This window comes from Thioclava sp. GXIMD2076, assembly GCF_037949795.1.
Lineage (GTDB): Bacteria > Pseudomonadota > Alphaproteobacteria > Rhodobacterales > Rhodobacteraceae > Thioclava > Thioclava kandeliae.
This window is the reverse complement of the sequence record NZ_CP149932.1, coordinates 2,735,001-2,760,584: the sequence shown is the minus strand read 5'-3', so window position 1 is coordinate 2,760,584 and position 25,584 is coordinate 2,735,001. Positions and strand designations below refer to the sequence as shown.

The following is a 25,584-nucleotide window of genomic DNA, read 5'->3' as shown; positions in this document are numbered from 1 at the left end:
ACATATGAGGATCAGAGATACACCCAAGGAAGTAGATTTTCTTTTTGGGGGACCCCATGATCAGACTATTTCTACCTGTCGGCGCCGCACTTCTGGTTGCGCCGAGTTTCGCCCAAGCGGCAACATGCAGTTTCATTTACGGCACGAACACCTCCGCCTATTGCGGGAGCGGTGTCTTTTCGGGTTTCGATCTGAGCGGCTATAGCGACACGTCGGTGCTGGTATCCGCAGCCGCGACGACGGGGGCGATTGACGCGGGCGAGGACGCCATCGTGGTCGTGAATGGCACGGTGGATGGCGGCCTGACGACAGAGGGGTATAGCTACGTCTTCACGCGCGACGGAAGCGAGATTGCGGGCGATACCGCCGTGACAATGGCGCGCGGCATCATGCACAGCTACGGCACGATTTCCGGCGGCATCTACGCATTCGATCTTGGCGGCGGAAATAGCTATGGCGGGGAAGTGTATAGCTATGGCGATGTCTCTGCGGATGTTGCAGTAACCGGTTCCGGCTATGCCGACTTTTACGGTCCGGTAACCGTCTCCGATCATCTCGCCGTAGCAGAGGAGGGAGACAGCCTTTCCGCCGTGTTTACCGATTTCACGGCATCTTCAAACCAGTCGCTCGGTGTTGTCGAGACAGGGGGGTATCTTTCGCTTTACCTCGCAAATATGGGTGGATCGAGCTATTCGGCGCCGCTGCTCACGGGGGGAGGAAACGGTAGTCTTACGATTAGCCGGAGCACGGATGTCTCCGTAACCTCGGGAGATGTCATCGACACCAATAGTTACGCAACTCTGACGCTTTATAACTCCGGTGTGAGTGCCACCAATGGCGGGATCGTCGACACGGATGGCACAGCCTATGTCTATGGCTATGATTCAAGCATGGAGAGTTCCGGCGATGCGGTCGTCGGTAATGCGGTCGCTGTGCGTGGCGACAATCTGGATATTTCCAGCGCCAATGGCACAGCGATTAAGGCGACATCTACCAGCACCGGCGCGGTCACGGTTGATGACAGTTACTATAATTCCGCAGGTTTCTCGGGAAGTATCACTGGTCAGGTTGCGATTTCGGGCGGGGCCTCCGGCATGGACAGCCTCAACTTCACGAGCGATGTGTCTATTACTGGCCTGTCCGGCACGGCTGTCGAACTGTTCGGTGGTGATGATGAGGTGACGATTGGGGCGGGCGCGACGCTTGTCGGGGATTTTTACCTCGGTGACGGGGCCGATACGCTAACGATCACCGGCACCAGTGCGACAGGGTGGCTCGATAGCATCTTCTACGGTGGCGATAGCGCCGATGATACCGATACACTCTGGTTCGAAGGCTATGCCGATGACGCCTTCACTTCGACATTCGATACCGTGAGCCTCATCATGACCTATGTCTTCGAGGACGGGTTCTCGATCATGTTCTCGGGTTTCGAGAGTATCTTGTTCGGCGTTACGACCACCGAGACCGCGGCGGGCGACAGCTATGCCATGGACCCGCTGACAGGCGCGACGACCAACCTCTCGGCCGTGCCGGTTCCTGCCGCGATGTGGCTCTTCGGCTCGGCTCTGGCGCTTCTGGGGCTTGCGCGACGCCGGCGCAGTGGTCCCGCGATGGCCGCCGCCTGACGCAGACATGGAAGGGGCTGCCTCGCGTCGGGTCGCGGCCCCCTCTACCGCCCGACCGCTTGGGCTTTGGGCAGCAGGTCGCGCCAAGCCACCGCGGCGAGTGCCAGCGCGAAGATCGATGCCGGCAGCATGACCACGCCATCGCCCCAGTTTGCCGCGATCACACCAATCAAGGCCCAGATTACGGCGACCGCGAATGTGCGCGGAGGGCGGGCAAGCAGCACGATGGCAAGGCTGATTGCGGCAATAACGCAAAGCATCAGCAGCGTCACCGTAATCTCGGAGCCGATATTATAGCCGATCAGCACAACGCCGGTGCCCACGGCGGAGGCGGCGGTGAGCCAGCCCGTATAGAGACCGATGGGTCCAGCACAGAGGGCGGGTTGGCCGGCATCGCGTGCGCGCATCATCGCCCAGAGCGCGAGCGCCCACATAAGCCAGATCTGCAGAGTTGCCAGCCACGGCATGGATGTCGCAACGACCAGCCAGCTGGCACCTAATCCGGTGGAGAGCAGGAGCGGAAGCCGCGTGCGGTCCCACCCCGCATCATCGTTATGGCGCAAAAGCCCCCAAAGGGCATGGGCCACGAGCCAGAGATAGATCAGCGACCAGATGGAGAAAGCCCATCCGGCGGGCTGGATCGCGGGAGCGTCGACCGGATTGGGGAATTGTGTCGGGTCATACCCTTTGAACGAGGGCGACCAGATCGGAGAGACGACAAAGGCCACAACCGCCACGAGAACCAGAACGGCTTTCAGACGGAATGACGGCGGGGAGGAGGGGCGGACCATGTGCGGTTGTCCTAAACGGCTTCTAACAGGGCTTAACGCGCCCGATCCGCGACGGGTTCCCGCTCCTCAGACGAAACCGAGATGATCGAGCGCCGCGCGGGCGTCTGGGCGGCTTTCGGAAGCGGCCTCGTTCAGCGCATGCACCAGTTTCGTCAGCTTGCGGTCCTGCCGCAGCTGCCAGATGAATTCGGCCACCGCCTGATTGTCGAGCGCGCAAATCTTGCGCGCGGTGGCTTGGATGTCGAGAAACGTCCGGTCCATCAGGGCACTCCCTTGGCTTTGCCTGGCCCCGAGATTAACACAAAATGCAGAACGCTCCCATGATCCATGTCATGGGAGCGCAGAGATTTCATATAACTGTCATGCGGATGTCGTGACGCTTAAACGAGACGCCCGTCGACAAGCATCGTTTTGCCACCCAGATAGGGATGCAAGACCTCGGGGAGAACCACCGAGCCATCCTCGCGCTGGCCGTTTTCCAGCACGGCAATCAGGCACCGGCCCACCGCCAGACCCGATCCGTTCAGCGTGGCCATGAATTCCGGCTTGCCGCCATCTGCGGGCTTGAAGCGGCCATTCATCCGGCGGGCCTGGAACTGGCCGCAGGTGGAAACAGAGGAGATCTCTCGATAGGTGTCCTGACCGGGCAGCCAGACCTCGAGGTCATAGGTCTTCTGCGCACCAAAGCCGATATCGCCGGTGCACAGGATGATGCGGCGGTAGGGCAGGTTCAGCCCTTCGAGCACGGCCTCGGCACATTTCACCATACGCTCGTGTTCTTCGATGGCTTTTTCGGGATGGCATATGGTCACCATCTCGACCTTCTCGAACTGGTGCTGGCGCAGCATGCCCGAGGTGTCCTTACCAGCCGAGCCTGCCTCGGAACGGAAGCAGTTGGTATGGGCCACATAGCGGCGCGGCAGGGTGGATTCGTCCCAGACCTCACCGCTGGCGAAATTGGTCAGCGTGACCTCGGCGGTGGGGATCAGCCACCAGCCATTGGTCGTCTGGTAGCTGTCTTCCGAGAATTTCGGTAGCTGGCCGGTGCCCAGCATCGCCTCATCACGCACCAGAACGGGGGTGATGTTTTCGACAAGATCATGGCTGTCGACATGCAGGTCGAGCATATATTGCGCCAAGGCGCGGTGCACACGGGCCACACCGCCACGCAGCGCCACAAAGCGCGAGCCGGAGAGTTTGGCCGCGGTTTCAAAGTCCATATTGGTGCCAACGCCCGCCAGCTCGAAATGCTCTTTCGGCTTGAAGCTGAAGCTCGGAACCTCGCCCCACTTATGGATCTCGACGTTATCATCCTCATCCGCGCCTTCAGGCACCTCGTCAAGCACGAGATTGGGGATGGTCAGCAGCAGATCGCGCAGCTCGGCATCTTTTGCACCGGCTTCGGTCTGCATGGCGGCCACTTCGGCCTTTTTCTCGGCCACAAGCCCGCGCAGACGCTCGAATTCTGCGTCATCACCAGCGGCTTTGGCGGCGCCGACCTTCTTGGAGGCGGCGTTCTGCTCGGCTTTGGCTTCCTCGGCGGTCTGGATTGCACGGCGGCGGGCTTCATCGATCGAGAGGATCGTGGCCGACATCGGCTCCAGCCCGCGGCGTGCCAGAGCGGCATCGAAGGTTTCGGGGTTTTCACGGATCGCGCGAATATCGTGCATGACGGTCCTCTAAATCGCTGTGATTGCGTCACAGGCTTTATCCCTATTTGGTCATAGGGAAAAGATCACGATCGTGCTCAATGCAGGTGCGTGACCGGAAAACACGCCCCGTCAGACGCAGAACAACTCGTACATGGTGGTCAGAAGACGTTTTACCCGTTCGTCGCGGATCGAATAATAGACGGTCTTGCCATCGCGGCGGGTCGAGACCAGCCCGTCCTGACGCAGACGCGCCAGTTGCTGGCTAACGGCGGCCTGACGGGCATTCAATAGCACCTCCAAGTCGCTGACCGAGCGTTCGCCTGCGGTCAGGTGGCACAGGATCATCAGGCGCCCCTCATGGGACAGCGCCTTGAGAAGACATGCAGCCTCGCGCGCGCGATGGGTCATCTCCTCGGGCGACAGTGTTGTCACTTCATCATTTTGCGCCACATCCGAGGCCGGAACCATTGTAGCGATCCTTTCGTGTTTGGTGGCTGGCATCCTGCCAGATCGGGCCGCTGCACAAATACATGGCCGGAAGAAGATTCATCAGATAATATGTTTTAATATAATGTTTATTTCGTTTGATCGCAAATAAAGCCTTAGCGCTCAAGGATAAGCTTATCACGATTGAACTCGATGCGCGCGAATTTGCTCAAATAGGTCATTCCGAGCAATGATCCGTCCATTTCGCCCCCATTAATGCTGGCTGGGACGTCGGTGTCATGGATCGGCCCCACTTCGATGCTGTCGAGCCGGACGGAAGCGGTTCGAATCACTCCATTGGCAGTGCTGGCACGGCCGATGAAGGCAAGCCGGTCGGGGTCGATGCCGACCTTGCGGGCATCCGCGAGCGACAGCACGATATTGGTGGCCCCCGTATCCACGACGAAGCGCACCGGCGTGCCGTTGATTTTGGCGACGAGGTAGAAATGGCCGTCAGCGGATTTGGGGACCTCGATCCGGTTCTCGCCCACGATCTCCTGTGCGGGAAGTACCGTTTTGCGGATGTCGCTCCACAGTCCCATCGCGGCAAGAAGCCCCAGCAGGAGCAGGGCCCAGACCGCCAGTTGCTGGAGCCTGCGCGAGAGGTTGCGGCGGAAATCGAACATGACATAGCCGCCAACCACCGTCAGCAGAAGGATCAGATAGACAAATTGACCGATATCGTCGCCTGTCATCGTATGTCCGCTATCCAGAAATCGGAAACAATGCGCTAGAGCACGCCGGTGACGCCTGCACGGTGCAGGCCGTCGAGGATGAACTGGATGGCAAGCGCGGCAAGCAGCATGCCCAGAAGCCGCGTGACCACCATCACGCCCGTCCGGCCAAGAAGCCGCTCCACCGGCGCGGCGATGGCGAAAAGCGCCATTACACAGGCCAGCACGGCCAGCATCACGCCCAGAATGGCGAGGATGTGCAACGTGCTACCATCGCCTTGCCCCATCAGCAGGATCATCGACGCCATAGCGCCGGGTCCGGCGATTAGCGGTGTGGCAAGCGGGAAGACCGAGGGGTCATCATGATCGGGGTCCTGCACATGCTCCTCGCCCTGTCCCTCGCGGCGTTTGGTGCGGCGTTCAAACAGCATGTCGAGCGCGGTCAGGAACAGCAAGACACCGCCCGCAATGCGAAAAGCGGGCATGGAAATGCCGATTCCATCGAGAATATTCCGTCCGAACAGGCCGAATAGGGTCAGCAACCCCGCGCCGATGGTTACGGCCCGAAACCCGATGCTCCGGCGCTTGGCCGCGGGCACGCCGCTGGTCAATGCGATGAAGACGGGCGCCAGACCGATCGGGTCGATCACGACGAAAAGCGTCACGAAAGCGGTAAGATAGTCGGTGGCTGGCATCTGATCCCCGAAAATTCAACTTACACTGTTTGTGCCATAGCCGGTCTTTTGGGGCCAGTGTCGATTCCGTCGGAGCGAAAAATGGTTGCCTAGATATTGGGCGAATCCGGAGCTGTTGCTTAAAATTCATGTCAACTGGCACGATTGGGGGTTTGATTGCGGGGCCCGAGGCCATAAACGTTGTCTCCGATTTGGTCTGAGCCGCAAAGCCTTGTGTGCTCCGGCCGCGCGTGTGGAGTAGACTATGCTGAACAATATCGGCCTTCCGGGCCTTCTTCTGATCGCTGTTGTGGTTCTCGTCCTGTTCGGACGCGGCAAGATCTCGTCGCTGATGGGCGAAGTCGGCAAGGGGATCACGGCCTTCAAGAAAGGCGTGAAGGACAGCTCGAACGAGATCGAGGATGCCAGCAACGAGCCCTCGAAAACTGACGCTCGTGACGTGACCCCCGAGGACAAGAAAGACAAGGTCTGAGCTGCGAGCCAGCGGCTGGAGGCCCTGAATGTTTGATATCGGTTGGAGCGAACTTCTGGTCATCGGCGTGGTCGCATTGATCGTCGTCGGGCCGAAGGATTTGCCTGTAATGTTTCGGACCCTTGGCCGTTTGACGGGTAAGGCCAAAGCCATGGCGCGCGAATTTTCGCGGGCGATGGAGGATGCGGCCGATCAGGCCGGCATCGCCGAGACAACAAAAGAGCTCAAGGGGATGACCTCGAAAAAGGCGCTTGGCCTTGATGCTCTGGAACGTGCCACGGACAAGTTCGAAAAGTGGCAGCCTTCGATGCCCAAAAAGGCCGAGAAGGTCGAAAAGACCAGCGCCCCTGTTGCCCAGCCCGATCCCAATCTCGAGAGCCCCGATCCCGCAAGCACGGCAAGTGATGTCGCGCCCCACGAGATCGAGGACGAGCCGGATCTGCCGGTCACCGTCTCCGAGGCCGAGGCTCCGGAGCCCGTCACCAGGGCGGCAAGCGCTGACGAGAAAAGAAAAGAGACGCCATGAGCGCCGAGGATGATATTGAAGATAGCGCCGCGCCGCTGATCGAGCATCTTGCCGAGCTGCGCACCCGTATCCTGTATTCACTGGCCGCTTTCATCGTTGCGATGGTGGCCTGCTACACGGTCTGGAACCCGATTTTCAACTTCCTGACCCACCCGATCTGCGGCGCGCTTGCCGATCGCGGGCAGGAATGCGGGCTGTATCTCATCAAGCTGCAGGAAGGTTTCTTTGTTGCGGTGACGATCTCCTTCATGGGCGGTTTCGCACTGTCTTTCCCGGTGATCGCCTATCAGATGTGGCGGTTTGTTGCGCCTGGCCTCTACAAGACCGAAAAGAACGCCTTTTTGCCCTTCCTGATCGCTTCGCCGGTGATGTTCTTCCTCGGTGCGGCCTTTGCCTATTACGTCATTCTTCCGCTGGCCTTCCAGTTCTTCCTGGGGTTCCAGCAGGGCAACTTCACGCCGGAGGGCAAGGCGGCCAATGACATGGCGGCTATCGGTTTCCAGGGTTCGGTGCAGGAATATCTCTCGCTGACCGTGAAATTCGTCATGGCCTTCGGAATCTGTTTCCAGCTGCCTGTGCTTTTGTCGCTGATGGGAAAGGCGGGGCTGGTTTCGGCTGCAGGGCTTGCCAGTGTGCGCAAATATGCGGTGGTCGCGATCCTGATCGTTGCTGCCATTGCCACACCGCCGGATGTGATCTCGCAGGTGATCCTTTTCGTGGTAGTCTATGGGCTCTATGAGGTGTCGATCTTCCTAGTGCGGCGGATCGAACGGAACCGCGAAGCGCGGATGCGGGCCGATGGCACATGGGTCGATGAAGACGAGGAAGACGATGGGGACGACGAGACCAGATCGTCCTGACCGTCCGGCACGATGAATGACAAGGCCCCGGAGATGCTCTGCATGTCCGGGGTCGATTTCGAAGGAGGAGCCCGATGCATCGCCAAGATCTGAAACACGAGCTGGCACGGCGCAATCTGACCAATCAGGATCTGGGGACGGCCACGGGGCTGCGCGAGGATGTTCTTGTGCAGTTTCTTGATGGTCAGCGGCCACTCGGCGACGCGGAGGAGGGCCGGATTCTCGACTATCTTGCCACTGTCTCGCCCCGCGTCAGTCGCGCTGACGCACTGGGGCGGATCGCCGATGCGCTGGAGCGGATGTCGCCCGCGCCGATGCCCGCGCCCGATTTTACCGCGGCCACCGCTTTTGCATGGCGCACGGCGCCGGACCGGCTGGATCCGGTGGCCCAGGTGAATGGCGTGGCCTTCGAGCTGTTGCAGGGGATCGAACGCTCGCGCGACACGCTTCTGGCCAATACGCTGCAATTTGCCCGCGGTGGGGCCGCCAATAACGCGCTGCTCTGGGGCGCGCGGGGGATGGGGAAATCCTCGCTCGTGAAGGCGGCGCATGCGCAGGCTGTGGCGCAGGGACTGCCGCTGAAGCTGGTGGAACTGTCGCGCGATGATCTGCCATCGGTCGGGCGGCTGCTGGCGCATCTCCGCGCGGCGCCGGATGTCCGCTTCATCCTGTTCTGCGATGATCTGTCCTTCGATCACGATGACCGCCATTACAAATCGCTGAAAGCCATTCTCGATGGCGGGATCGAAGGGCGGCCTGCCAATGTCATCCTCTACGCCACATCGAACCGTCGCCATCTGATGCCGCGCGATATGATCGAGAACGAGCGCTCGACAGCGATCAATCCGGGTGAGGCGGTGGAGGAAAAGGTTTCGCTTTCTGACCGGTTCGGCCTCTGGCTGGGCTTCCATCCCTGTTCGCAGGATGATTATCTCAAGATGATCCGTGCTTATTGCGATACCTACGGGATCGAGATTTCCGACGAGATGCTCCGTGCCGAAGCGATCGAATGGCAGGCCACGCGCGGGTCGCGCTCGGGGCGCGTGGCATGGCAGTTCGTCACCGATCTTGCCGGTCGTCAGGGTCTAGCGATCTGAGGATTACGCGGGGTCCGGTCCTTGCGGCCCCGCGGAAGCCGATATGCCGATGTCTACTCGACCCGCTCCATCATGCGCGCAACGCCCACACAGCATAAAAGCGCGAGCGCAAGGGCGGGCGCCGGCACCCCGAGCGAGACTGCCAGACAAAGCGTGACCCCTGCTGCAGTAATGACAGCGACGAGGAGTAAGAGAAAGGTCGGCAACGGCATGATAATCTCCTTACTTTCCTATTATGGGGCGGCGAAGAATTAAGAAAAGATCTTCCCTCTTCCGGAAACCGTGAAAACCATCACATCCTTGCGACATCTGCCTGTTGATTATGCAGGCCTGTGAAAGCGCGGGCAGTTTGGCGGTTGCGATACGTCCGGCCCTGTCAGAGCCGAAGACTCAAAGTAGGCCCTACCGCGAGTCTAATGTTCTCCGCCGCGATCGGTGATCTCATGTGTCCAGACGCCCGATCCATCCGGATCGCGCGCCGGTCGGAGGGCGGGCGGTTTGCGGATGATACGGGCGATATCCGCACAGGCCAGCGCAAGTGCCGAAGCCGAGGGGGCTGCGACATAGAGCGTGGTGAGATGCGGAGCAAAACCCATCTTGAACTGGCGTAGCCCCGCCGCGCCATGACCCCTCTCGGCGCGCCGCCAGATCATGGCGGCGGGTCCCTCGATCTGGTCGGGACGGGGAGGAAGAGCCGCAAGCGAGAGCCGTGGACAACCCATCTCACGGGCGGCCGCGATGGCGGTGACGATGAGCTGGTGCATCGTGCCGTCGGGGGCGTCATCACTGGTGCGCATCAGATCCAGCGCCCATTCATGATCATTGGCATGGAAACTGGCAAATCCTACGAGCCGTCCATCGAACCATGCCAGAACAACCTCGTGTTCGCTGACATAATCGGGGGTGAAACGGCCCATGGAAAAGCCTCTCTCGCCGCCGCGTGCGGTGGTCCATTCGGTGGCGACCTCGGACATCTGCGCCATCGGCATCTGAGTCATGCAATGCTCGCAGGTAAGGCCCGCCTTGGCTGCCTTGCGCAGCTTGCGCCGCAGTCCCGACATGGCGGGGGCGTCAAGCGTGAACCGGTCGGGCCGGAGCCAGCATTCCTGTGCCACCGGCACCACCGACCAGCCAAGCCTGCGCGCCTCGAGTGCGGTGCGTGCATGGACCTTGTAGAGGCAGGCCAGACGGCCCTGCGCGCGTGCCTCGATCCGCAGCGCGCGAAGCATCTCGCGCAGGTCCGTCTCTCCCACCGGGTCGCGCATTCCCACAAGCGCCTGCTGCGTCTGTCCGACCATCCAGCCCGAGCGCATATTCTCGCCCAGTAGCACGAAATGCTCACCCTGGCGCAAGATACCGAATTCGGCATGGGGGCTCAGGCGGGCGAGCTCCGCGATTCGGGGAGTATATTCAGGCGCGGCAGGCACGAGACGGCCACGCGGCGGAATGTGCCGCACAGGCGCCCCCAGTGCCAGTACCGCCAGCGCCAGCGCGGCAGGCGCGCCGTAATAGACGGCCCGCCATGCAACGATCGCGGCCAGAAGCGGAGCCTGTTCGGCGCCCGGCAGAAGCATGAGCAGCGTGACCTCGAACGGCCCGACGCCGCCCGGTGTGCCGGAAATGAACCCTGCACCCAGCGCCAGCAGGAAGGCCGGATAGAGCGCGATCAGCGGGTGGACGGTATCGGGAGGCATCAGCACCCAAAGCGCCAGCGCAGCGAAGGCGGTATCGGCGATGGTAAGCCACAGGATGCGTCCCATGACCGGCAAGCTCGGCAGGCGTGGCTGCCATTTGCCGATTTTGACCACCGGATTCCATAGAGCGAGGGCCGCGACCGCGCCGCCCAAGAGAAGTCCCAAAAGGGCGAAACCCTGAAGTGCGAAGATCGGCAGGCCCGGCAGCTGCACGGGGGTGACGATCACCACCATCGCCGTGACGACGGCCCACCCCGCCAGAAAGGTAGCGGCCACCATGGCGGTCAGTTTGGAGGCCTCGATCATCGAGAAACCGGGTAACATGCGCCAGCGCACGAGCGCGCCCGAAATCAGGCCGAAGCCTACGGTCTGCGAGATGGCGATGGACACCCAGCCTGCGCGTTTGCTCTGGCCCTCGTTCTGCCCCGTATCCATGATCTTGTGGATCAGGGCATCGTAATTGGCCAGGGCGGCGAACGAGGCCAGCGTCGCCAGTGCGGCGCCCAGCCATTGCCATGCCGAAACCTGCCCGAGAGAGGCGAGAATCGCGGCATAATCGAGCCCCGTGACACGGTCGCGCAGGATCCACGCAAAGCAGGCCAGCATGACGATAGCCGCAATCTGGCGCCGGATCGCCTTGCCCCATGCCAACGACTGGGTTCTGGGCGCGATCTGTTGCGGGTCATCGGCAAGGTGCTCCGCCCCTTCGTAATCCAGAAGGCGCGCCGTTTCGGCTATGATCTCGGCTTTCGGGGGGCTCTGTGCAGGCAGAACCGCCTCGCGCGCCGTGGTCGCGGGCCGCTCCGGCCAGGCCTTTGCTCGGGCTGCATCGTCTCCGGTAACCTTGCCGTAATGCCGCATCACATTCTCCGTCCATGTCTTGCCGGCAAGATTAGGCACAATGCCCTTACACGAGCTTAATAATCCTGAGCAGAGCATTCGACAGGCAGGCGGAGGTTGTGCCGGTTTGCCGTGCGACAGACCGCAAACCCTGCGAAATGCCTTGTCGGGAACCTTTGGACTGCGTTGCAGGCTTGCGGGGAAAGAGGGCTTGGCCTATAGGGGCGGGAAAGGGCATGATTGGCCCGACTGTCCGATCGGCGCGCATGGGGCGTGCCCGGGTCATCATCCGAGTGGAGAGCACATGGCACCCCGGCGCAAGAAGATTTACGAAGGTAAAGCGAAGATCCTGTTCGAAGGCCCGGAGCCGGGTACCTTGGTGCAGTATTTCAAGGACGATGCCACGGCATTCAACGCGCAGAAGAAGGACGTGATCGACGGTAAGGGCGTGCTCAACAACCGCCTGTCCGAATTCTTCATGAACGGTCTGACCAATGTCGGTATCCCGAACCACTTCATTCGCCGTCTGAACATGCGCGAGCAGCTGATCCGTCAGGTCGAGGTTGTGCCGCTTGAAGTCATCGTGCGCAACTTCGCCGCAGGCTCCATCGCGAAGCGTCTGGGTCTGGAAGAGGGCACGCCGCTGCCGCGTCCGATCGTGGAATACAGCTACAAGAACGACGCGCTCGGCGATCCGCTGGTTCCGGAAGAATACATCGTGGCCTTCGGCTGGGCGAGTCAGCAGGATCTCGACGACATCGTGGCGCTGGCGCTGCGCGTGAACGACTTCCTGTCGGGCATTTTCTTTGGCGTGGGCATCAAGCTGGTCGACTTCAAGATCGAGATCGGCCGCATCTGGGAAGGCGATTTCATGCGCCTTATCGTGGCTGACGAGATCAGCCCCGACAGCTGCCGCCTTTGGGATGTGAAAACCGGCCAGAAGCTCGACAAGGACGTGTTCCGCCGCGATCTGGGCAGCCTGACAGACGCCTATAGCGAAGTGGCCAAACGTCTTGGCGTGCTGCCCGAGCAGGGCAATGGCGCAGCGCCGACGCTGATCAATTGACCAAACCGCGGTCTTGTCCTTGTGGGCGGGACCGACACAAATTGAACAGGGACCGGCAGGCCCGGTCCCGACAGACCAAAAGGCAGCGCGCTGCCCTCAAGACTTGCAGAGGATGACACCGATGAAAGCCCGCGTTCACGTGATGCTCAAGGATGGGGTTCTGGACCCGCAAGGTGAAGCTGTTCGCCACGCGCTTGGCGCGCTCGGTTTTGCGGGCGTCGAAGGCGTCCGTCAGGGCAAGGTGATCGAGCTTGATCTGAACGCCGCCGACAAGGCCGCTGCCGAAGCCGAAGTGCAGGCCATGTGCGAGAAGCTTCTGGCCAATACCGTGATCGAGCAATACACGGTCGAAATCGTCTGAGACGAGATCGGGGAGAGCGCAGCGCTCTCCTCCGCAATGTTTAGCGCAGCTGGAAGACAGGAGCCCCGCCATGAAGGCAGCCGTCATCACCTTTCCCGGGTCGAATTGCGACCGTGATCTGATCGTCGGTTTCGAGAAAGCCGGTGCCGAGGTCATTCGTGTCTGGCACAAAGAAACCGAATTGCCGGCAGGGGTGGACGTCGTGGGCGTCCCCGGCGGGTTCTCCTATGGCGATTATCTGCGCTGTGGCGCGATCGCCGCTCAATCGCCGATCGGGCGTGCGCTGGTGGAGTATGCGGGCAAGGGCGGCTATGTCATCGGCATCTGCAACGGTTTCCAGGTCTTGACCGAGATGCGCCTTCTGCCGGGTGCTTTGATGCGCAATGGCGGGCTGAAATACATCTCGAAGCCGGTGCCGCTGGTGGTCTCCACCCAGGAGAGCGCCTTTACGGCGGGCTATTCCAAAGGTCAGGAGATCCTGATTCCGATCGCCCACCATGACGGCAATTACCAGATCGACGCCGAAGGGCTGAAGGCGCTGCAGGGCGAGGACCGTGTGGCCTTCCGCTATGGCGCCAACCCCAATGGTTCGGTTGATGATATTGCCGGTGTGCTGTCCGAAAACCGCCGCGTGCTGGGCATGATGCCCCACCCCGAGCGGGCGGTGGATGCCAATCATGGTGGCACCGACGGGGCGGCGCTTTTCCGCTCCCTGCTGGACGGTCTCGTCACCGCGTGAAGCTTTGACACTTGTTGCGCCTTGGGCCATCGCCTAAATTTGGCCCATGGCGAGCACCTTGACCCTCGAGACAAGACCTGCGCCCCGCGATCGGACACGACGCGGGCGTATTCTTGTGCGCTTGGCAGTTCTGGGCATTCTGTGCCTTGCTGCCGGGGCCATGTGGTTCACCAATGCGTGGCTTACCCAGCGTTTTACCGAGACGACCCGCGTGCGCACAGAGCTGCGCCTGGCGCTCTATTCAGGGAACCTGATCTCGGAATTGCAGCGTATGTCGATCGTGCCGCTGCTGCTGGCGCGCGATCCGGCGCTGACGCGCTCGCTCTCGAGCGGCGATTTCTCGGAGACCTCGGCGGCCCTGATCTCCGCTCGCGATGACGTCTCGGCCGCCTCGGTGCGGCTTCTGGATCTGTCGGGGCGGGTGGTCGCGGCCACCAACCGCAACCTGATCGGCACGAGCTATGCCTCGGCGCCCTTCTTCGTGGAGGCGCAACGCTCGCGCGATACGGTCTTCACCACCGATTCCATGGAGAGCACCGGCACCGAGTTCAACTATTCGCGGCTCCTTACTGCCAATGGCACCCCCTTGGGCGTGATCGTGGTCGAGGCTGATCTCGCGAAATTCGAGCGGGCCTGGGCCGGGATTTCGGATGCGGTGGCCGTCACCAATAATGATAACAAGATTATCCTGACGACCGAACCCCGTTGGCGCGGATTGACGATGGCCGAGGCGCTGGAGGCGCGGGATGCGCCCACCGCCATCCAGCGCGCGCTGCAGGCCACCGCCGATTTTGCCAATGAACCGCCAGATGCCTATCTGGGCGGTGCGGGGGTGATGCAGACCGATACCCGCATCCCGTTCCGCGGCTGGAAGATGATCGCTTTCACCTCTTATGATTCGGTCCGCGAGCGGGTGAATGCTGTGCTGGCGCTCGAGATCATGGGCTTTGCCATTTTCCTCGCGCTGGCTTTTTACTGGCTCTCGCGCAGGGCGCGGATGCAGTCTCTGGCGCTGCGACAGGAATCGAAGGAACTGCGCGCGCTCAATGCTCGCCTGACCCGCGAGATCGCCGAACGCGAGAAGGCGCAGAAGGAACTCGCCGTGGCCGAGCAGACGCTGGCACAGAGTTCCAAACTGGCGGCTCTGGGCGAGATGTCGGCCTCGGTCAGTCACGAGTTGAACCAGCCGCTGGCCGCGATGAAGACCTATCTGGCGGGCGCGCGGCTCCTGCTGCAGCGCAAGCGTGGCGAGGAGGCGATGACCAGCTTCCAGCGGATCGACGATCTGATCGACCGGATGGGCGCGATCACCCGCCAGCTGAAATCCTATGCCCGCAAGGGCGGGACGGCCTTCGAGCCGGTGGATCTGCGCGACGCGGTCTCGTCGGCGCTTTCGATGATGGAGCCGCAGCTGAAATCGCGCACGGTGCAGATTACGCGCACGTTACCGCGCAATGCAGTCATGGTCACCGCCGACCGGATCCGGCTGGAGCAGGTGATCATCAACCTCCTGCGCAACGCATTGGATGCCACGAAGTCAACTCCCGAACCGCAGATCGAGATCCTGCTCTCCGACGGGGCGCAGGCGGTTCTCACGGTGCGTGATAACGGGCCGGGGATCGCGGATCTCGAGAAACTCTTCGAGCCTTTCTGGACGACGAAGAAGCCCGGAGAGGGAACCGGATTGGGGCTGGCGATTTCGTCTTCGATCGCCAGCGACCTTGGCGGCCGTCTAACGGCTCGGAATGCCGAAGCGGGGGGCGCCGTATTCGAATTGCGCCTGCCTTTGCTTTCGGATGAAACAATAACAGATGAAGAGCGTGCTTGACCTGAACGCGCCACGGAGAACGATATGTCACGAATGATGAAGATTGCGATTGTCGATGATGAAGAAGACATGCGCCAATCCGTCAGCCAATGGCTCGCGCTGTCCGGCTTTGACACGGTCACCTATGACTGCGCCGAGGCCGCGCTGAAGGAAATCGGGGCAGATTGGCCCGGTGTGGTGATCTCCGATATCCGGATGCCGGGAATGGACGGCATGGAATTCCTCAAGCGTCTGATGGGCGTGGATAGCGGTCTGCCGGTGATCATGATTACCGGCCACGGCGATGTGCCGATGGCCGTGGAGGCGATGCGCTTGGGCGCGATGGACTTCCTCGAGAAACCCTTCGATCCGGACCGGATGAACGAACTGGCCAAGCGCGCGACCCAAGCACGCCGCCAGACGCTCGAGAACCGTGCGATCCGCAAGGATCTGGCCAATGGCGAGCAGATGATCGGCAAGCTGATCGGCACGTCCGAGCCGATGGAGCGTCTGCGCGAGGATATTCTGGATCTGAGCCAGGCCGATGGCCATGTGCTGATCGATGGCGAGACGGGCACCGGCAAGACGCTGGTGGCGCATGCGCTCCATGCCACGGGCTCGCGCGCGGGCAAGGCGATGGTGACGGTCTCCTGCGCGGCCTATTCCGAAGAAGATCTTGCGTCGATGCTATTCGGCCCCGTCGAAAGCGGCCTGCCGCTGGTGGAGAAGGCCCGTGGTGGCACGCTCTGCCTCGAGGATATCGAGGCGCTGTCACAATCACTGCAAGCGCGCCTTCTGACCTTCATCTCCGATCAGGGGGTGCCTGCCGAGACACGGATCGTGGCGATCTGTAACCAGCATGGCGAGGGGATGACGCTTGAGGATGTGCTGCGTCCCGATCTCTATTTCCGTCTGGCCGCGCTGAAGATCACGTTGCCGCCGCTGCGCAACCGTGGCGAGGATGTGCTGACCATCTTCGCGCGTCTGGCCGAGCAGTTTGCCGATGAATATGGCTGCGACACGCCCGAGCTGACGGCACAGGAAGCTGCCCAGCTTCTGCAGGCGCCGTGGCCGGGCAATGTGCGCCAGCTGATCAATGTGGCCGAGCGTGCCGTGCTGCAGTCTCGTAGGGGGTCGGGCTCGATCGCCTCGCTTCTGATGACCGATGACAATGACAGCTCGATTCCGGCCATCACCACCGAGGGCAAGCCGCTCAAGGAATATGTCGAGAATTTCGAGAAGATGCTCATCGATAATACGATGCGCCGCCATAAGGGCTCGATTGCCAGCGTGATGGACGAGCTGTGCCTACCGCGCCGGACGCTGAACGAGAAGATGGCCAAATACGGGTTGGCCCGTCAGGACTACCTCTGACCCCGTTCGGGCAAGGACTTTTCGACTGGCAAAAAGGCGGGGGCTACCCCGCCTTTTTTAATATCGGGTGGTTGCAGGCGGGGGACCCGAATGATGCACGCACCGGATAGGAAAGAGGCCGGGACTGAGCCCGGCCTCCGTAAGTTAATTTCCTGCGTTCCACCAGCCGCGACGCTTGGGAGCGGTGGGCGCGTCGGGCTGATCTTCCGCCATTGCCGGTTCGGGTGCAGGCTCCGGCGTGGTCTCGGCTTGCGCGACCGGCGCGGCAGGCGCGGCGATCTCGGCCAGCCCCTCATCCGCTGAAGCCTCGGCAACGGGCTCGGCGGCAGGTTGCTCGGCGGGCGCGGGCGCGGCCTCTGCGACGGGCGCCTCTTCTGCCTGAACAGGCGCGTTCTCCACCGTATTCGCCGATGCCTCTGATGCGGCCTCGGTCTCGTCTTTGCGCGAGCGGCTCCGGCTCCGCGAGCGAGTGCGCTTCGGCTTGGGTGAATCTTCCGGTGCAGTCTCTTCAGCCGGTTGCTCCGCTGCCTCTTCCGCCTTTTGAGGCTCGGCATCCGCTTCGGCATCGGTGTCCGCATCCGATTTCGAGCGGCGGCGCGAGCGGGAACGCGAACGTTTCGGTTTGGAGGCCTCTTCGGTGTCTACCGTCTCGTCTTCCGCGCTCTCTTCGGAGAGGTCGTCCGCATCCTCGGCGCTCTCGTCATCCGACTCACCCTCGATACCGTTCTGCTCACCGTTGGACTTCCGGCGGCGACGACGGCGGCGTTTCTTTTTCTTCGGGCCTTCTTCGCTGGTCGTATCGCTCGGAGTGTCTGTCAGGGTCTCCGGTGCGTCCTCGTCTTCCGCATCCGCCGTTTCCGCGTCGATGGCGGCGTCGAACTCCTCGAGCTCGGTCATGAATTCGGCACTGGCATGGACCACATTCGAGGTCACTTCCGCCACCACACGCGTGGCCGTCTTGAACTTCTCGAGCGTGTAATCGGGCGAGACAAGCGCCGGATCCGCCTCGATACGCACAGACAGACCATAGCGGCTCTCGATCAGCGCGATATGCTCTCGCTTCTGGTTGATCAGGAAGTTGGCCACGGCGACCGGCACACGCACCAGCACCTCGCGGGCGCGTTTGCGGGTAGCTTCTTCCTCGATTGCGCGCAGGACCTGCAGCGCCATACTGTCATCCGAGCGGATGAGGCCCGTGCCGTGGCAATGCGAGCAGGGCTGCGTCGTGGATTCGATCATCCCCGGGCGCAGACGCTGGCGCGACATTTCCATCAGGCCAAAGCCCGAGATACGGCCCACCTGGATGCGGGCGCGGTCGGTCTTGAGCTTGTCTTTCATCCGCTTTTCGACGGCGGTGTTGTTCTTGCGCTCGTCCATATCGATGAAGTCGATGACGATCAGACCGGCAAGGTCGCGCAGGCGCACCTGACGGGCGACCTCTTCCGCGGCCTCGAGATTGGTCTTGAGCGCAGTCTCCTCGATCGAGCCTTCTTTGGTGGCACGGCCAGAGTTGACGTCGATGGCCACGAGGGCCTCGGTCACGCCGATCACCAGATAACCGCCGGATTTCAGCTGCACTACGGGGTTGAACATCGAGGCCAGATAGCCCTCGACCTGATAGCGCGCGAAAAGCGGCAGCGCCTCGGCATAGTGCTTCACGTTCTTCGCATGCGAGGGCATGATCATCCGCATGAAGTCTTTGGCCGCACGGTAGCCGCGCTCGCCCTCGACCAGAACCTCGTCGATATCCTTGGAGTAGAGATCGCGGATCGAGCGTTTGATCAGATCGCCTTCCTCATAGATGGGGGCAGGGGCGACCGATTTCATCGTCAGTTCGCGGATCTGCTGCCACATGCGGATAAGGTATTCGTAATCGCGGCGGATCTCGGTCTTGGTGCGCTGAGCGCCGGCCGTGCGGATGATGAGGCCCGCGCCCTGCGGAACTGACAGTTCCGAGGCGATTTCCTTGAGTTTCTTGCGGTCGGGTGCATTAGTGATCTTGCGCGAGATGCCGCCACCACGCGCGGTGTTGGGCATCAGAACGCAGTAACGGCCTGCAAGCGAGAGATAGGTGGTCAGGGCCGCGCCTTTGTTTCCGCGCTCTTCCTTGACGACCTGGACCAGCATGATCTGGCGGACCTTGATGACTTCCTGAATCTTGAAGCGGCGTGCGCGGGGCTTGCGCGGACGGCGGATCTCTTCGGTTACATCTTCTTCGGCAACCGACTCGATATCGTCATCGCTCTCGGAGGCGTTATCGTCATCCTGATCATCCGAGAGATCGTCAAGCGAGCCCTGATCCTCGTGCTGGTCGTCCTCGTCGGTCGGATCGGCAACACCCATGCCCGGAATGTCTTCCGAACGCAGAGTTTCATCTGCGGCAGCGGCTTCGGCCTGAGCTGCGGGGCTGTCATCCTTGCGGGAAGAGCGGCGACGGCGGCGCGAACGCTGTGGTTTGTCCTCTTCCTCGTCATCGGATTGCGCCATGGCCTGTTCTTCGGCCAGGAGCGCCTCGCGGTCAGCGGAGGGAATCTGGTAGTAATCGGGGTGGATCTCGGCGAATGCGAGGAATCCGTGGCGGTTTCCGCCGTAATCAACGAACGCTGCCTGAAGCGAGGGCTCGACCCGCGTCACTTTCGCGAGGTAGATATTTCCCGCGAGTTGGCGCTTGTTTATCGTCTCGAAATCGAATTCCTCGACTTTATTCCCGTCCACAACCACCACGCGGGTTTCTTCCGCGTGCGTGGCATCGATCAGCATCTTCTTTGCCATTTATCCTGCTTTCCCACAGAGGCACCCGCACGCGGCATAAGCCGGGCGGGCGGGGTCTGTGGTCTGTTTTTGGGGCGTGAGCGCGAGGTGCCAGAGGGAAGGCGGCGGCGTTTGGCCTGCCCGACATCTTCCTTGGTCTATCCACTCGCGTCATCGCGTTTCATCCTAAAAGCGGGGTAGGACCCTAAGATCTGCCCCCAAACTGTTGCCGTTCTTCCCATGAGCGGGTTGCCCGGCGTGGCTACGGCCTTGCGGCCAATCGGTTGATCCTGGACGGGGCCGCGCGAGTGCCGCGCAGACCTTCCGACCGGAAGTCAGCGAAATCCGTGGGTGTGGGTCACATCGCGTGACGATACACCAACATAATTACGACAATAGACGTTGCCTTGTGGAAAACACAATCTGTTTTTCGTCAACGAATGGTTAACAAAGGTTTATCGGAAGGTCAGGCGGCCTAAAATTACGCTCTTTGTGAGAAATATGACCGTGTGGGTCCGGACATAAGAAAAGGGCCTGCGCGGCGGCAGGCCCTTTTCGGAAAGTATTGTCGCGAAGATTAGCGCTTCGAGAACTGGAACGAACGGCGTGCTTTGCGCTTACCGAACTTCTTACGTTCAACAACGCGCGAGTCGCGGGTCAGGAAGCCTGCGGCTTTCAGCGCCGGGCGTAGAGCGGGTTCGTATACCTGAAGGGCTTTCGAGATACCGTGCTTCACGGCACCTGCTTGACCCGACAGACCGCCGCCAACAACAGTCGCGTAGACGTCGAATTCGCCTTCCACGCCTGCGATGCCGAAGGGCTGGTTCACGATCAGCTGCAGAACGGGGCGAGCGAAGTATTCCTTCATCTCTTTGCCGTTCACGGTGACCTTGCCGGTGCCCGGCTTGACCCACACGCGTGCAACTGCGTCTTTACGCTTGCCGGTCGCGTAGGAGCGGCCTTGCGCATCACGGACGGGCTCGCGGTGGATCGAAACAGTGGTTTCGCCAGCAGTTTCAACGCCCGATACGGCCGACTTCAGATCGTCGAGGGATTTGAGTTCTTCAGCCATGATCAGCTCCGGGTGTTCTTTTTGTTCAGCGACTTGACGTCGAGAACTTCGGGCGACTGTGCTTCATGCGGGTGCGCGGCACCGGCATAGACGCGCAGGTTCGACATCTGGGCGCGGCCCAGACGGTTACGCGAGATCATACGCTCGACGGCTTTGATCACGACGCGCTCGGGGTGGTTGCCCTCGAGGATCTGGCGCGCGGTGCGCGACTTGATCCCGCCCGGGTGGTTGGTGTGCCAGTAGTAGGTCTTGTCTTCGCGCTTCTTGCCAGTCATCTGCACCTTGTCGGCGTTGATGATGATGACATTGTCGCCCATGTCCATGTGCGGCGTGAAGGTGGCTTTGTGCTTGCCACGCAGACGCATTGCGACGATCGACGCGAGGCGGCCCAGAACGACGCCTTCAGCGTCGATCAGGATCCACTTCTTTTCGATCTCCGCCGGTTTTGCGGTATAGGTGTTCATAAGATCGTCCCTTGACGGGTTGTGAATTCAGATTGGGGGCTTTTCCACGATCTTCAGATTAAAAGCAAGCCCATTGATTGCTATAAAATTGATATAAAACAAAGTCTTACAATTTAGGTATTAAAATACCCCAATATTTGACGAGTTATTCGGGGGGCAGGCCGTAGAATCCATATGATCGGGGGAGGTCAGCCGATCACCGCGAGGAAGGGGAAGGTGTCGAGCAGCCAGAAGCTGAAATCGGTGAACTGGCCGGTCAGCATCATCAGACCGACGGTCCATAGAAGTAGCCCCGAGATCTTCTCGATCCGGCCCATATGCCGTTTCATCCAGCGCATCACTCCCTGAAGCTTGGGAAAGAAGGCGGCGACCAGCAGGAAGGGAATGCCCAGACCCACCGCATAGGCAGCCAGCAACCCGGCCCCGCGTGTTACATCGCTGCCGGAGGCTGCCACGCTGAGGATCGCCCCGAGGATCGGGCCGAGGCAGGGGGTCCACCCGAACGCAAAGGCAAGCCCCAGCACATAGGCCCCCAGTGCCGAGCCACCCGTATCGCCGGTGTTGAAACGTGCCTCGCGATCCATGAACCCGATGCGGAATACGCCGATAAAATGCGCGCCAAAGACCATCACGACGATGGCTGCGCCTTTCGTGAGCCATTCCTGGTAGGGACCAAGCGCGCGACCGAGCGCAGAGGCCGAAATGCCCATGAGCAGGAATACCGTCGACAATCCCAGAACAAAGAACACCGCCGCCAGCAGCGCCTTGCCGCGCGCGCTCGATTGGCCGCCCTGCATATCCGAGACCGATACCCCGCCCATGAAGGCAAGATAAGGTGGGACGATCGGCAGCACGCAGGGGCTGAGGAAGGACAAAACTCCTGCCAGCACCGCAATAAGCAGGGCAGGGAGGAAGGCGGCATCAAGGACAAGCTGTGCATCTAACATGCAAGATCGCATACATTAGATTTCTGTGTCGGTCACTTCCCTTATCGGCGACGGTCACGAAGATGTTCACGCGGATAAAAGAGCGGTAGACAACACTCGCCTACATCCCCATCTTCGAGGCATGGATGATGATACGACATGGATCGATGCCAAGGGGCTTTTGTGCCCGCTGCCGGTGCTGCGGTTGCGTAAGGTTCTCGAGGGGCTACCCTCGGGGGCCGTGGCGCTTCTGGAAGCAACCGATGGCGCCTCATGGGTGGATGTTCCACATTTCTGCGCGCAAACGGGCCATGAGATGATCCGCGCAGAGGAGAGGGGCGAGGTGCTCACCTATCTCGTGCGGCGCAAGTAAGCGCGTCTCTCTGGTGGTGCATATTTTCTTGACTTGTCCTACGGGTCGAATAAAGCGCGCTGACGGAGAATTGGCTCCGTCTCAAGGCGTTTTACCGACATGATTCCCTTTGCGATGACGTCAGGCGATCTCTTGGCAGATCGCCGTGCCGATTATGCCGAATCCTATCTTCCCGATGATCCTCAAGCGGCAGCCGAGCTTTACGAGCAGGCGCTTGAGCGAGCGCCCGGCTGGGTGGCGGGATGGTTCCGGTTGGGCGAGATCCGTGCCGATGCGGGGCTGCCACAGGCGCAGCAGGCATTCGAGCAGGTTCTGGAACTCGATCCGGCGGATACGCTTGGCGCCAGTCTGAAGCTCGACCTGCTGATGCCACGCTCGCTCTCCAACGCGATGCCGGTCGCTTTTGTCGAGGCACTGTTCGACCAATATGCGGCGGGTTTCGAGGAATCGCTTGTCGAGAAGCTCGAATACCGCGCGCCGGAGCTGATCGCGGCAGGTCTTGCGGGTACTTACAGCCGTGGGCTCGATCTGGGCTGCGGCACGGGGCTTATGGGGCTGGCGCTTGCGGATCGTGTCGAGTGGCTGGAAGGCTGGGATATCTCGTCAGAGATGCTGCGCGAGGCCGAGGCCAAAGGGTGCTATCAGGTGCTTGAAAAGCGCGATCTGGGGACACTCGCGCCGGTGCGGGATGCGTGGGATCTGGTCACGGCAGCCGATGTCTTTGCCTATCTTGGCGCGCTCGAGCAGATCATCGGTTGGTGTTCGGGGGCGATTCGCGAGGATGGGCGGCTGGCGTTTACCGTCGAGTGCCATGATGGCGCCGAAGCCTATCTGCTGCGCCCATCGCGCCGCTATGCTCATTCCGAGGCGCATCTGGCAGAGCTGTTGGAACTTGCGGGATTTGATGCGGTGATCGAAAAGGACTGGCTGCGTCTTGATCGCGGCATGCCGATCGAGGGGCTGGTGGTGCAGGCGCGGCGCCGTGCCAAGGCCGCCGAACGCTACGTGACCGAGGAAGACCGGCCCGCGCTCGCCTGATATCCGGCCACAAGGGCCGCTCCCGCGCCCGGCCGAAGCGGCGGGCAGAGCAACGGGTAGAGCTCTGGGCGCGGCGACAAAGGCATGATACGGTTTGCATATCCGCCCGGATTTTCCTAGCTGTCGGAAAAACACCAGAAAGGGCCATTATGTCCGTCTCAATGCTTTCTACCTTCATTAAGCCGATGCACCGCGAGGGGCGCAAGTTCGTCGCGATCTTCGCCGCTGTGACGGTGGTCTTGTTCCTGATCTGCGAGCCTCTGGGCTGGATCGGTGTCGGCCTCACCGTGTGGTGCTACTATTTCTTCCGCGACCCCGAGCGGGTCACGCCGCTGCGTGACGGCCTGATGGTTTCGCCCGCCGACGGGATCGTCTCTCTGCTGGAGCCCGCAGTGCCGCCGGTCGAACTGGGGCTGGGGGATCAGCCGCTGACCCGCATCTCGGTTTTCATGAGCGTGTTCAACTGCCATGTGAACCGTCTTCCCTATGAGGGCAAGATCACCCGCGTCGCCTACCATCCGGGCAAGTTCCTGAATGCGTCGCTCGACAAGGCAAGCTCCGAGAACGAGCGCAACGGTCTGGCGGTGCAGATGCAGGACGGACGGTCCTATGGTGTGGTGCAGATCGCGGGTCTCGTGGCGCGCCGCATCCTGTGCGAGGCCAAGGAGGGGCAGAGCCTGCTGACCGGCGAGCGTTTCGGTCTGATCCGCTTCGGCTCGCGCCTCGATATCTATCTGCCCGAAGGCGTCTCGCCGCAGGTTGTGATCGGTCAGACGATGATTGCGGGGGAAACCGTGCTAGCTGATCTCACATCGACAGAAGAGCCGCGACTGGGCGGCCAGCGTTAAGGAGGGCAAGATGGCCGAGCGCGAAGACAGGCTACCATTCCTGCAGTTGATCCCCAATCTGGTCACAATCTCGGGCATGTGCCTTGGGCTGACCTCGATCCGGTTCACAATGACGGGCAAATTCGAGACGGCGGTAGTCCTGATCGTGCTGGCGGCGGTGATCGATGGCATGGACGGGCTGCTGGCCCGCCGTTTACGGGCAACCTCCGAATTCGGGGCCGAGCTGGACAGCCTGTCCGATTTTCTCTGCTTCGGGGTCGCGCCGGCGCTGCTGGTCTATCAGTTTGCGCTAGGCGAGACCAATTCTCTCGGTTGGGTCTTTGTGCTGGCCTTCGCGGGGGCAGGGTGCCTGCGCCTCGCGCGCTTCAACGTGATGCGCTCCGAGCCGGAATCGATGCGCCATTTCACCGGAGTTCCCGCTCCGGCTGGTGCGGGGCTCTGCCTCATGCCGGTTTTCCTGACACTTTCGGGGATCGCCGATGCGCGCCAGATGCCGGTGGCGGTCGCGATCTGGGTCGGGATCGTGGGGCTTCTGATGATCTCGCGGATCAAGACGATCTCGCCCAAGGCCATCCGTATCCCGAAAGGGCTCACCATCTTCCTCTTTATGGCGATGGTCGTGATGATGGGGATGATTTTCACCCGTTTCTGGCTACTGACGGTTATCTGTGGCTGTATCTATATAGTGCTGCTTGTGCCGCCGATATTCCGGGCAAAGGGGCGTCTCTTCTGACTTGCCGCCAGAACGGGAGAATTCGAAAAGCCTGCCGGATAGTGGCAGGCTTTTTCCATATCCGGCCTTATGCCGGAGGGTGCAAAAGGTGTGAATGAATGCGATTCTGCCGCCTTATGAGGGAAAAGCACGCCCTGAACTCCTCTTTCTGGAGCGGTGGTTAAAATATGGGCAGTATTGGTCTGAAAAACAAATATATATATTTCAGTATGTTATTTGAATTTTTGTATGAATTTATGATTTTCGTTGAAAAAGGGGTTGCGGTGTTTGGGTGTTGTCCGTAAATACCGCTTCACCGCAGCGGCAGACGACGCAGCGGGGCGCGGAGGCCGCGGCAGACGGGATCGAGAGAGACGGTTTGGGGTGGTTAAAGCGATAGACATTCGGAAGATGAGGTTTGCGGTTCGCACCTGAGGGATTGGGTGCTGCTGTTGATTTTTGTCTTCGGCTCTTTGACATTGATGGTTTTACTGAAGAGATATGCGGGCGGTTTGGTCTATGATCGACTAAATGAACGTCTGTATATCGGCTCACTAGGGTTTCGGCTCGATGATGTGAGTGTCAGCTTCACTGTTTGTCGGTATCACGCAAGTGGAACGATAAGCAGAAGCGTTTAT

The 25,584-nt window shown here is 61.0% G+C and carries 26 protein-coding genes; 14 read left to right on the top strand and 12 right to left on the bottom strand.

The annotated features are described in order from the left end of the window. Positions 1 to 56 precede the first annotated feature (56 nt). Positions 57 to 1,628, top strand: coding sequence for a VPLPA-CTERM sorting domain-containing protein (locus tag WDB91_RS13650; RefSeq protein WP_339113082.1), 1,572 nt, complete (start codon positions 57 to 59; stop codon positions 1,626 to 1,628). A gap of 44 nt (positions 1,629 to 1,672) precedes the next feature. Here the strand turns inward: WDB91_RS13650 and WDB91_RS13645 are convergent, their stop codons facing one another. From WDB91_RS13645 to WDB91_RS13620, 6 genes are all read right to left on the bottom strand, one after another. Next, complete coding sequence (locus tag WDB91_RS13645) at positions 1,673 to 2,419, bottom strand: hypothetical protein (RefSeq protein ID WP_339113081.1); 747 nt, start codon at positions 2,417 to 2,419, stop codon at positions 1,673 to 1,675. A gap of 66 nt (positions 2,420 to 2,485) precedes the next feature. Then, positions 2,486 to 2,680, bottom strand: coding sequence for a hypothetical protein (locus tag WDB91_RS13640; protein WP_339113080.1), 195 nt, complete (start codon positions 2,678 to 2,680; stop codon positions 2,486 to 2,488). A gap of 119 nt (positions 2,681 to 2,799) precedes the next feature. Further along, a complete protein-coding gene (serS, locus tag WDB91_RS13635) occupies positions 2,800 to 4,089 on the bottom strand; it encodes a serine--tRNA ligase (RefSeq protein WP_339113079.1) in 1,290 nt (429 codons plus the stop codon). Between the two features lie 111 nt (positions 4,090 to 4,200). Then, positions 4,201 to 4,539, bottom strand: a complete 339-nt coding sequence (locus WDB91_RS13630; protein WP_339113078.1) for a metalloregulator ArsR/SmtB family transcription factor — start codon at positions 4,537 to 4,539, stop codon at positions 4,201 to 4,203. Between the two features lie 134 nt (positions 4,540 to 4,673). Continuing rightward, entirely contained in the window at positions 4,674 to 5,252 is a 579-nt protein-coding gene (locus WDB91_RS13625; RefSeq protein ID WP_339113077.1) for a TIGR02281 family clan AA aspartic protease, read from the bottom strand. A 35-nt stretch (positions 5,253 to 5,287) separates the two neighbouring features. Continuing rightward, positions 5,288 to 5,926: a MarC family protein gene (locus tag WDB91_RS13620; RefSeq protein WP_339113076.1), complete on the bottom strand. Its 639-nt coding sequence runs from the start codon at positions 5,924 to 5,926 to the stop codon at positions 5,288 to 5,290. 244 nt (positions 5,927 to 6,170) lie between these two features. On the opposite strand from WDB91_RS13620, the gene tatA reads away from it, so the two are divergent. The 4 genes from tatA (at position 6,171) to WDB91_RS13600 (ending at position 8,881) form a co-directional block, all read left to right on the top strand. Beyond that, on the top strand, positions 6,171 to 6,398 hold the full coding sequence (gene tatA, locus WDB91_RS13615) for a twin-arginine translocase TatA/TatE family subunit (RefSeq protein ID WP_339113075.1): 228 nt from the start codon (positions 6,171 to 6,173) through the stop codon (positions 6,396 to 6,398). Between the two features lie 28 nt (positions 6,399 to 6,426). After that, positions 6,427 to 6,924 carry a Sec-independent protein translocase protein TatB gene (gene tatB / locus WDB91_RS13610; protein ID WP_339113074.1) on the top strand — a complete coding sequence of 166 codons (498 nt, stop codon included), beginning with the start codon at positions 6,427 to 6,429 and terminating at the stop codon, positions 6,922 to 6,924. Next, positions 6,921 to 7,784 (top strand): twin-arginine translocase subunit TatC, encoded by an 864-nt coding sequence (tatC, locus tag WDB91_RS13605; protein ID WP_339113073.1) that lies wholly within the window; start codon positions 6,921 to 6,923, stop codon positions 7,782 to 7,784. The genes tatB and tatC overlap by 4 nt, the downstream gene beginning before the upstream one ends. 299 nt (positions 7,785 to 8,083) lie before the next feature. Then, positions 8,084 to 8,881, top strand: coding sequence for an ATP-binding protein (locus WDB91_RS13600; protein WP_339114526.1), 798 nt, complete (start codon positions 8,084 to 8,086; stop codon positions 8,879 to 8,881). A gap of 53 nt (positions 8,882 to 8,934) precedes the next feature. Here the strand turns inward: WDB91_RS13600 and WDB91_RS13595 are convergent, their stop codons facing one another. Together WDB91_RS13595 and WDB91_RS13590 are read right to left on the bottom strand one after the other, a co-directional pair. Then, positions 8,935 to 9,093: a hypothetical protein gene (locus WDB91_RS13595; RefSeq protein WP_339113072.1), complete on the bottom strand. Its 159-nt coding sequence runs from the start codon at positions 9,091 to 9,093 to the stop codon at positions 8,935 to 8,937. 201 nt (positions 9,094 to 9,294) lie between these two features. Next, positions 9,295 to 11,436, bottom strand: a complete 2,142-nt coding sequence (locus tag WDB91_RS13590; RefSeq protein WP_339113071.1) for a phosphatidylglycerol lysyltransferase domain-containing protein — start codon at positions 11,434 to 11,436, stop codon at positions 9,295 to 9,297. Between the two features lie 283 nt (positions 11,437 to 11,719). Between WDB91_RS13590 and purC the strand changes: the two genes are divergently transcribed. The 5 genes from purC to WDB91_RS13565 all read left to right on the top strand — a co-directional run bounded on the left by purC (position 11,720) and on the right by WDB91_RS13565 (position 16,762). Continuing rightward, positions 11,720 to 12,481 (top strand): phosphoribosylaminoimidazolesuccinocarboxamide synthase, encoded by a 762-nt coding sequence (purC, locus tag WDB91_RS13585; RefSeq protein WP_339113070.1) that lies wholly within the window; start codon positions 11,720 to 11,722, stop codon positions 12,479 to 12,481. Between the two features lie 121 nt (positions 12,482 to 12,602). Beyond that, positions 12,603 to 12,842: a phosphoribosylformylglycinamidine synthase subunit PurS gene (gene purS / locus WDB91_RS13580; RefSeq protein ID WP_339113069.1), complete on the top strand. Its 240-nt coding sequence runs from the start codon at positions 12,603 to 12,605 to the stop codon at positions 12,840 to 12,842. A gap of 70 nt (positions 12,843 to 12,912) precedes the next feature. Continuing rightward, entirely contained in the window at positions 12,913 to 13,581 is a 669-nt protein-coding gene (purQ, locus tag WDB91_RS13575; RefSeq protein ID WP_339113068.1) for a phosphoribosylformylglycinamidine synthase subunit PurQ, read from the top strand. Positions 13,582 to 13,627: 46 nt separating this feature from the next. Beyond that, the gene (locus WDB91_RS13570) at positions 13,628 to 15,409 is read left to right on the top strand and encodes an ATP-binding protein (protein ID WP_339113067.1); all 1,782 of its coding nucleotides are present in this window, start codon (positions 13,628 to 13,630) and stop codon (positions 15,407 to 15,409) included. Positions 15,410 to 15,433: 24 nt separating this feature from the next. Continuing rightward, the gene (locus tag WDB91_RS13565) at positions 15,434 to 16,762 is read left to right on the top strand and encodes a sigma-54 dependent transcriptional regulator (RefSeq protein WP_339113066.1); all 1,329 of its coding nucleotides are present in this window, start codon (positions 15,434 to 15,436) and stop codon (positions 16,760 to 16,762) included. Positions 16,763 to 16,906: 144 nt separating this feature from the next. Here the strand turns inward: WDB91_RS13565 and WDB91_RS13560 are convergent, their stop codons facing one another. From WDB91_RS13560 to WDB91_RS13545, 4 genes are all read right to left on the bottom strand, one after another. After that, a complete protein-coding gene (locus WDB91_RS13560; RefSeq protein ID WP_339113065.1) occupies positions 16,907 to 19,534 on the bottom strand; it encodes a ribonuclease E/G in 2,628 nt (875 codons plus the stop codon). Between the two features lie 556 nt (positions 19,535 to 20,090). Next, on the bottom strand, positions 20,091 to 20,585 hold the full coding sequence (gene rpsI / locus WDB91_RS13555) for a 30S ribosomal protein S9 (protein WP_339113064.1): 495 nt from the start codon (positions 20,583 to 20,585) through the stop codon (positions 20,091 to 20,093). A 2-nt stretch (positions 20,586 to 20,587) separates the two neighbouring features. Then, on the bottom strand, positions 20,588 to 21,049 hold the full coding sequence (gene rplM, locus WDB91_RS13550; protein WP_339113063.1) for a 50S ribosomal protein L13: 462 nt from the start codon (positions 21,047 to 21,049) through the stop codon (positions 20,588 to 20,590). Positions 21,050 to 21,237: 188 nt separating this feature from the next. Then, the gene (locus WDB91_RS13545) at positions 21,238 to 21,996 is read right to left on the bottom strand and encodes a cytochrome c biogenesis protein CcdA (RefSeq protein WP_339113062.1); all 759 of its coding nucleotides are present in this window, start codon (positions 21,994 to 21,996) and stop codon (positions 21,238 to 21,240) included. 121 nt (positions 21,997 to 22,117) lie between these two features. On the opposite strand from WDB91_RS13545, the gene WDB91_RS13540 reads away from it, so the two are divergent. The 4 genes from WDB91_RS13540 to pssA all read left to right on the top strand — a co-directional run bounded on the left by WDB91_RS13540 (position 22,118) and on the right by pssA (position 24,967). Next, positions 22,118 to 22,348 (top strand): sulfurtransferase TusA family protein, encoded by a 231-nt coding sequence (locus WDB91_RS13540; RefSeq protein WP_339113061.1) that lies wholly within the window; start codon positions 22,118 to 22,120, stop codon positions 22,346 to 22,348. A 132-nt stretch (positions 22,349 to 22,480) separates the two neighbouring features. Further along, on the top strand, positions 22,481 to 23,386 hold the full coding sequence (locus WDB91_RS13535; RefSeq protein ID WP_339113060.1) for a methyltransferase domain-containing protein: 906 nt from the start codon (positions 22,481 to 22,483) through the stop codon (positions 23,384 to 23,386). 149 nt (positions 23,387 to 23,535) lie between these two features. Further along, positions 23,536 to 24,234 (top strand): phosphatidylserine decarboxylase, encoded by a 699-nt coding sequence (locus tag WDB91_RS13530; RefSeq protein ID WP_339113059.1) that lies wholly within the window; start codon positions 23,536 to 23,538, stop codon positions 24,232 to 24,234. A gap of 10 nt (positions 24,235 to 24,244) precedes the next feature. Next, positions 24,245 to 24,967 (top strand): CDP-diacylglycerol--serine O-phosphatidyltransferase, encoded by a 723-nt coding sequence (gene pssA / locus WDB91_RS13525; protein ID WP_339113058.1) that lies wholly within the window; start codon positions 24,245 to 24,247, stop codon positions 24,965 to 24,967. Positions 24,968 to 25,584 lie beyond the last annotated feature (617 nt).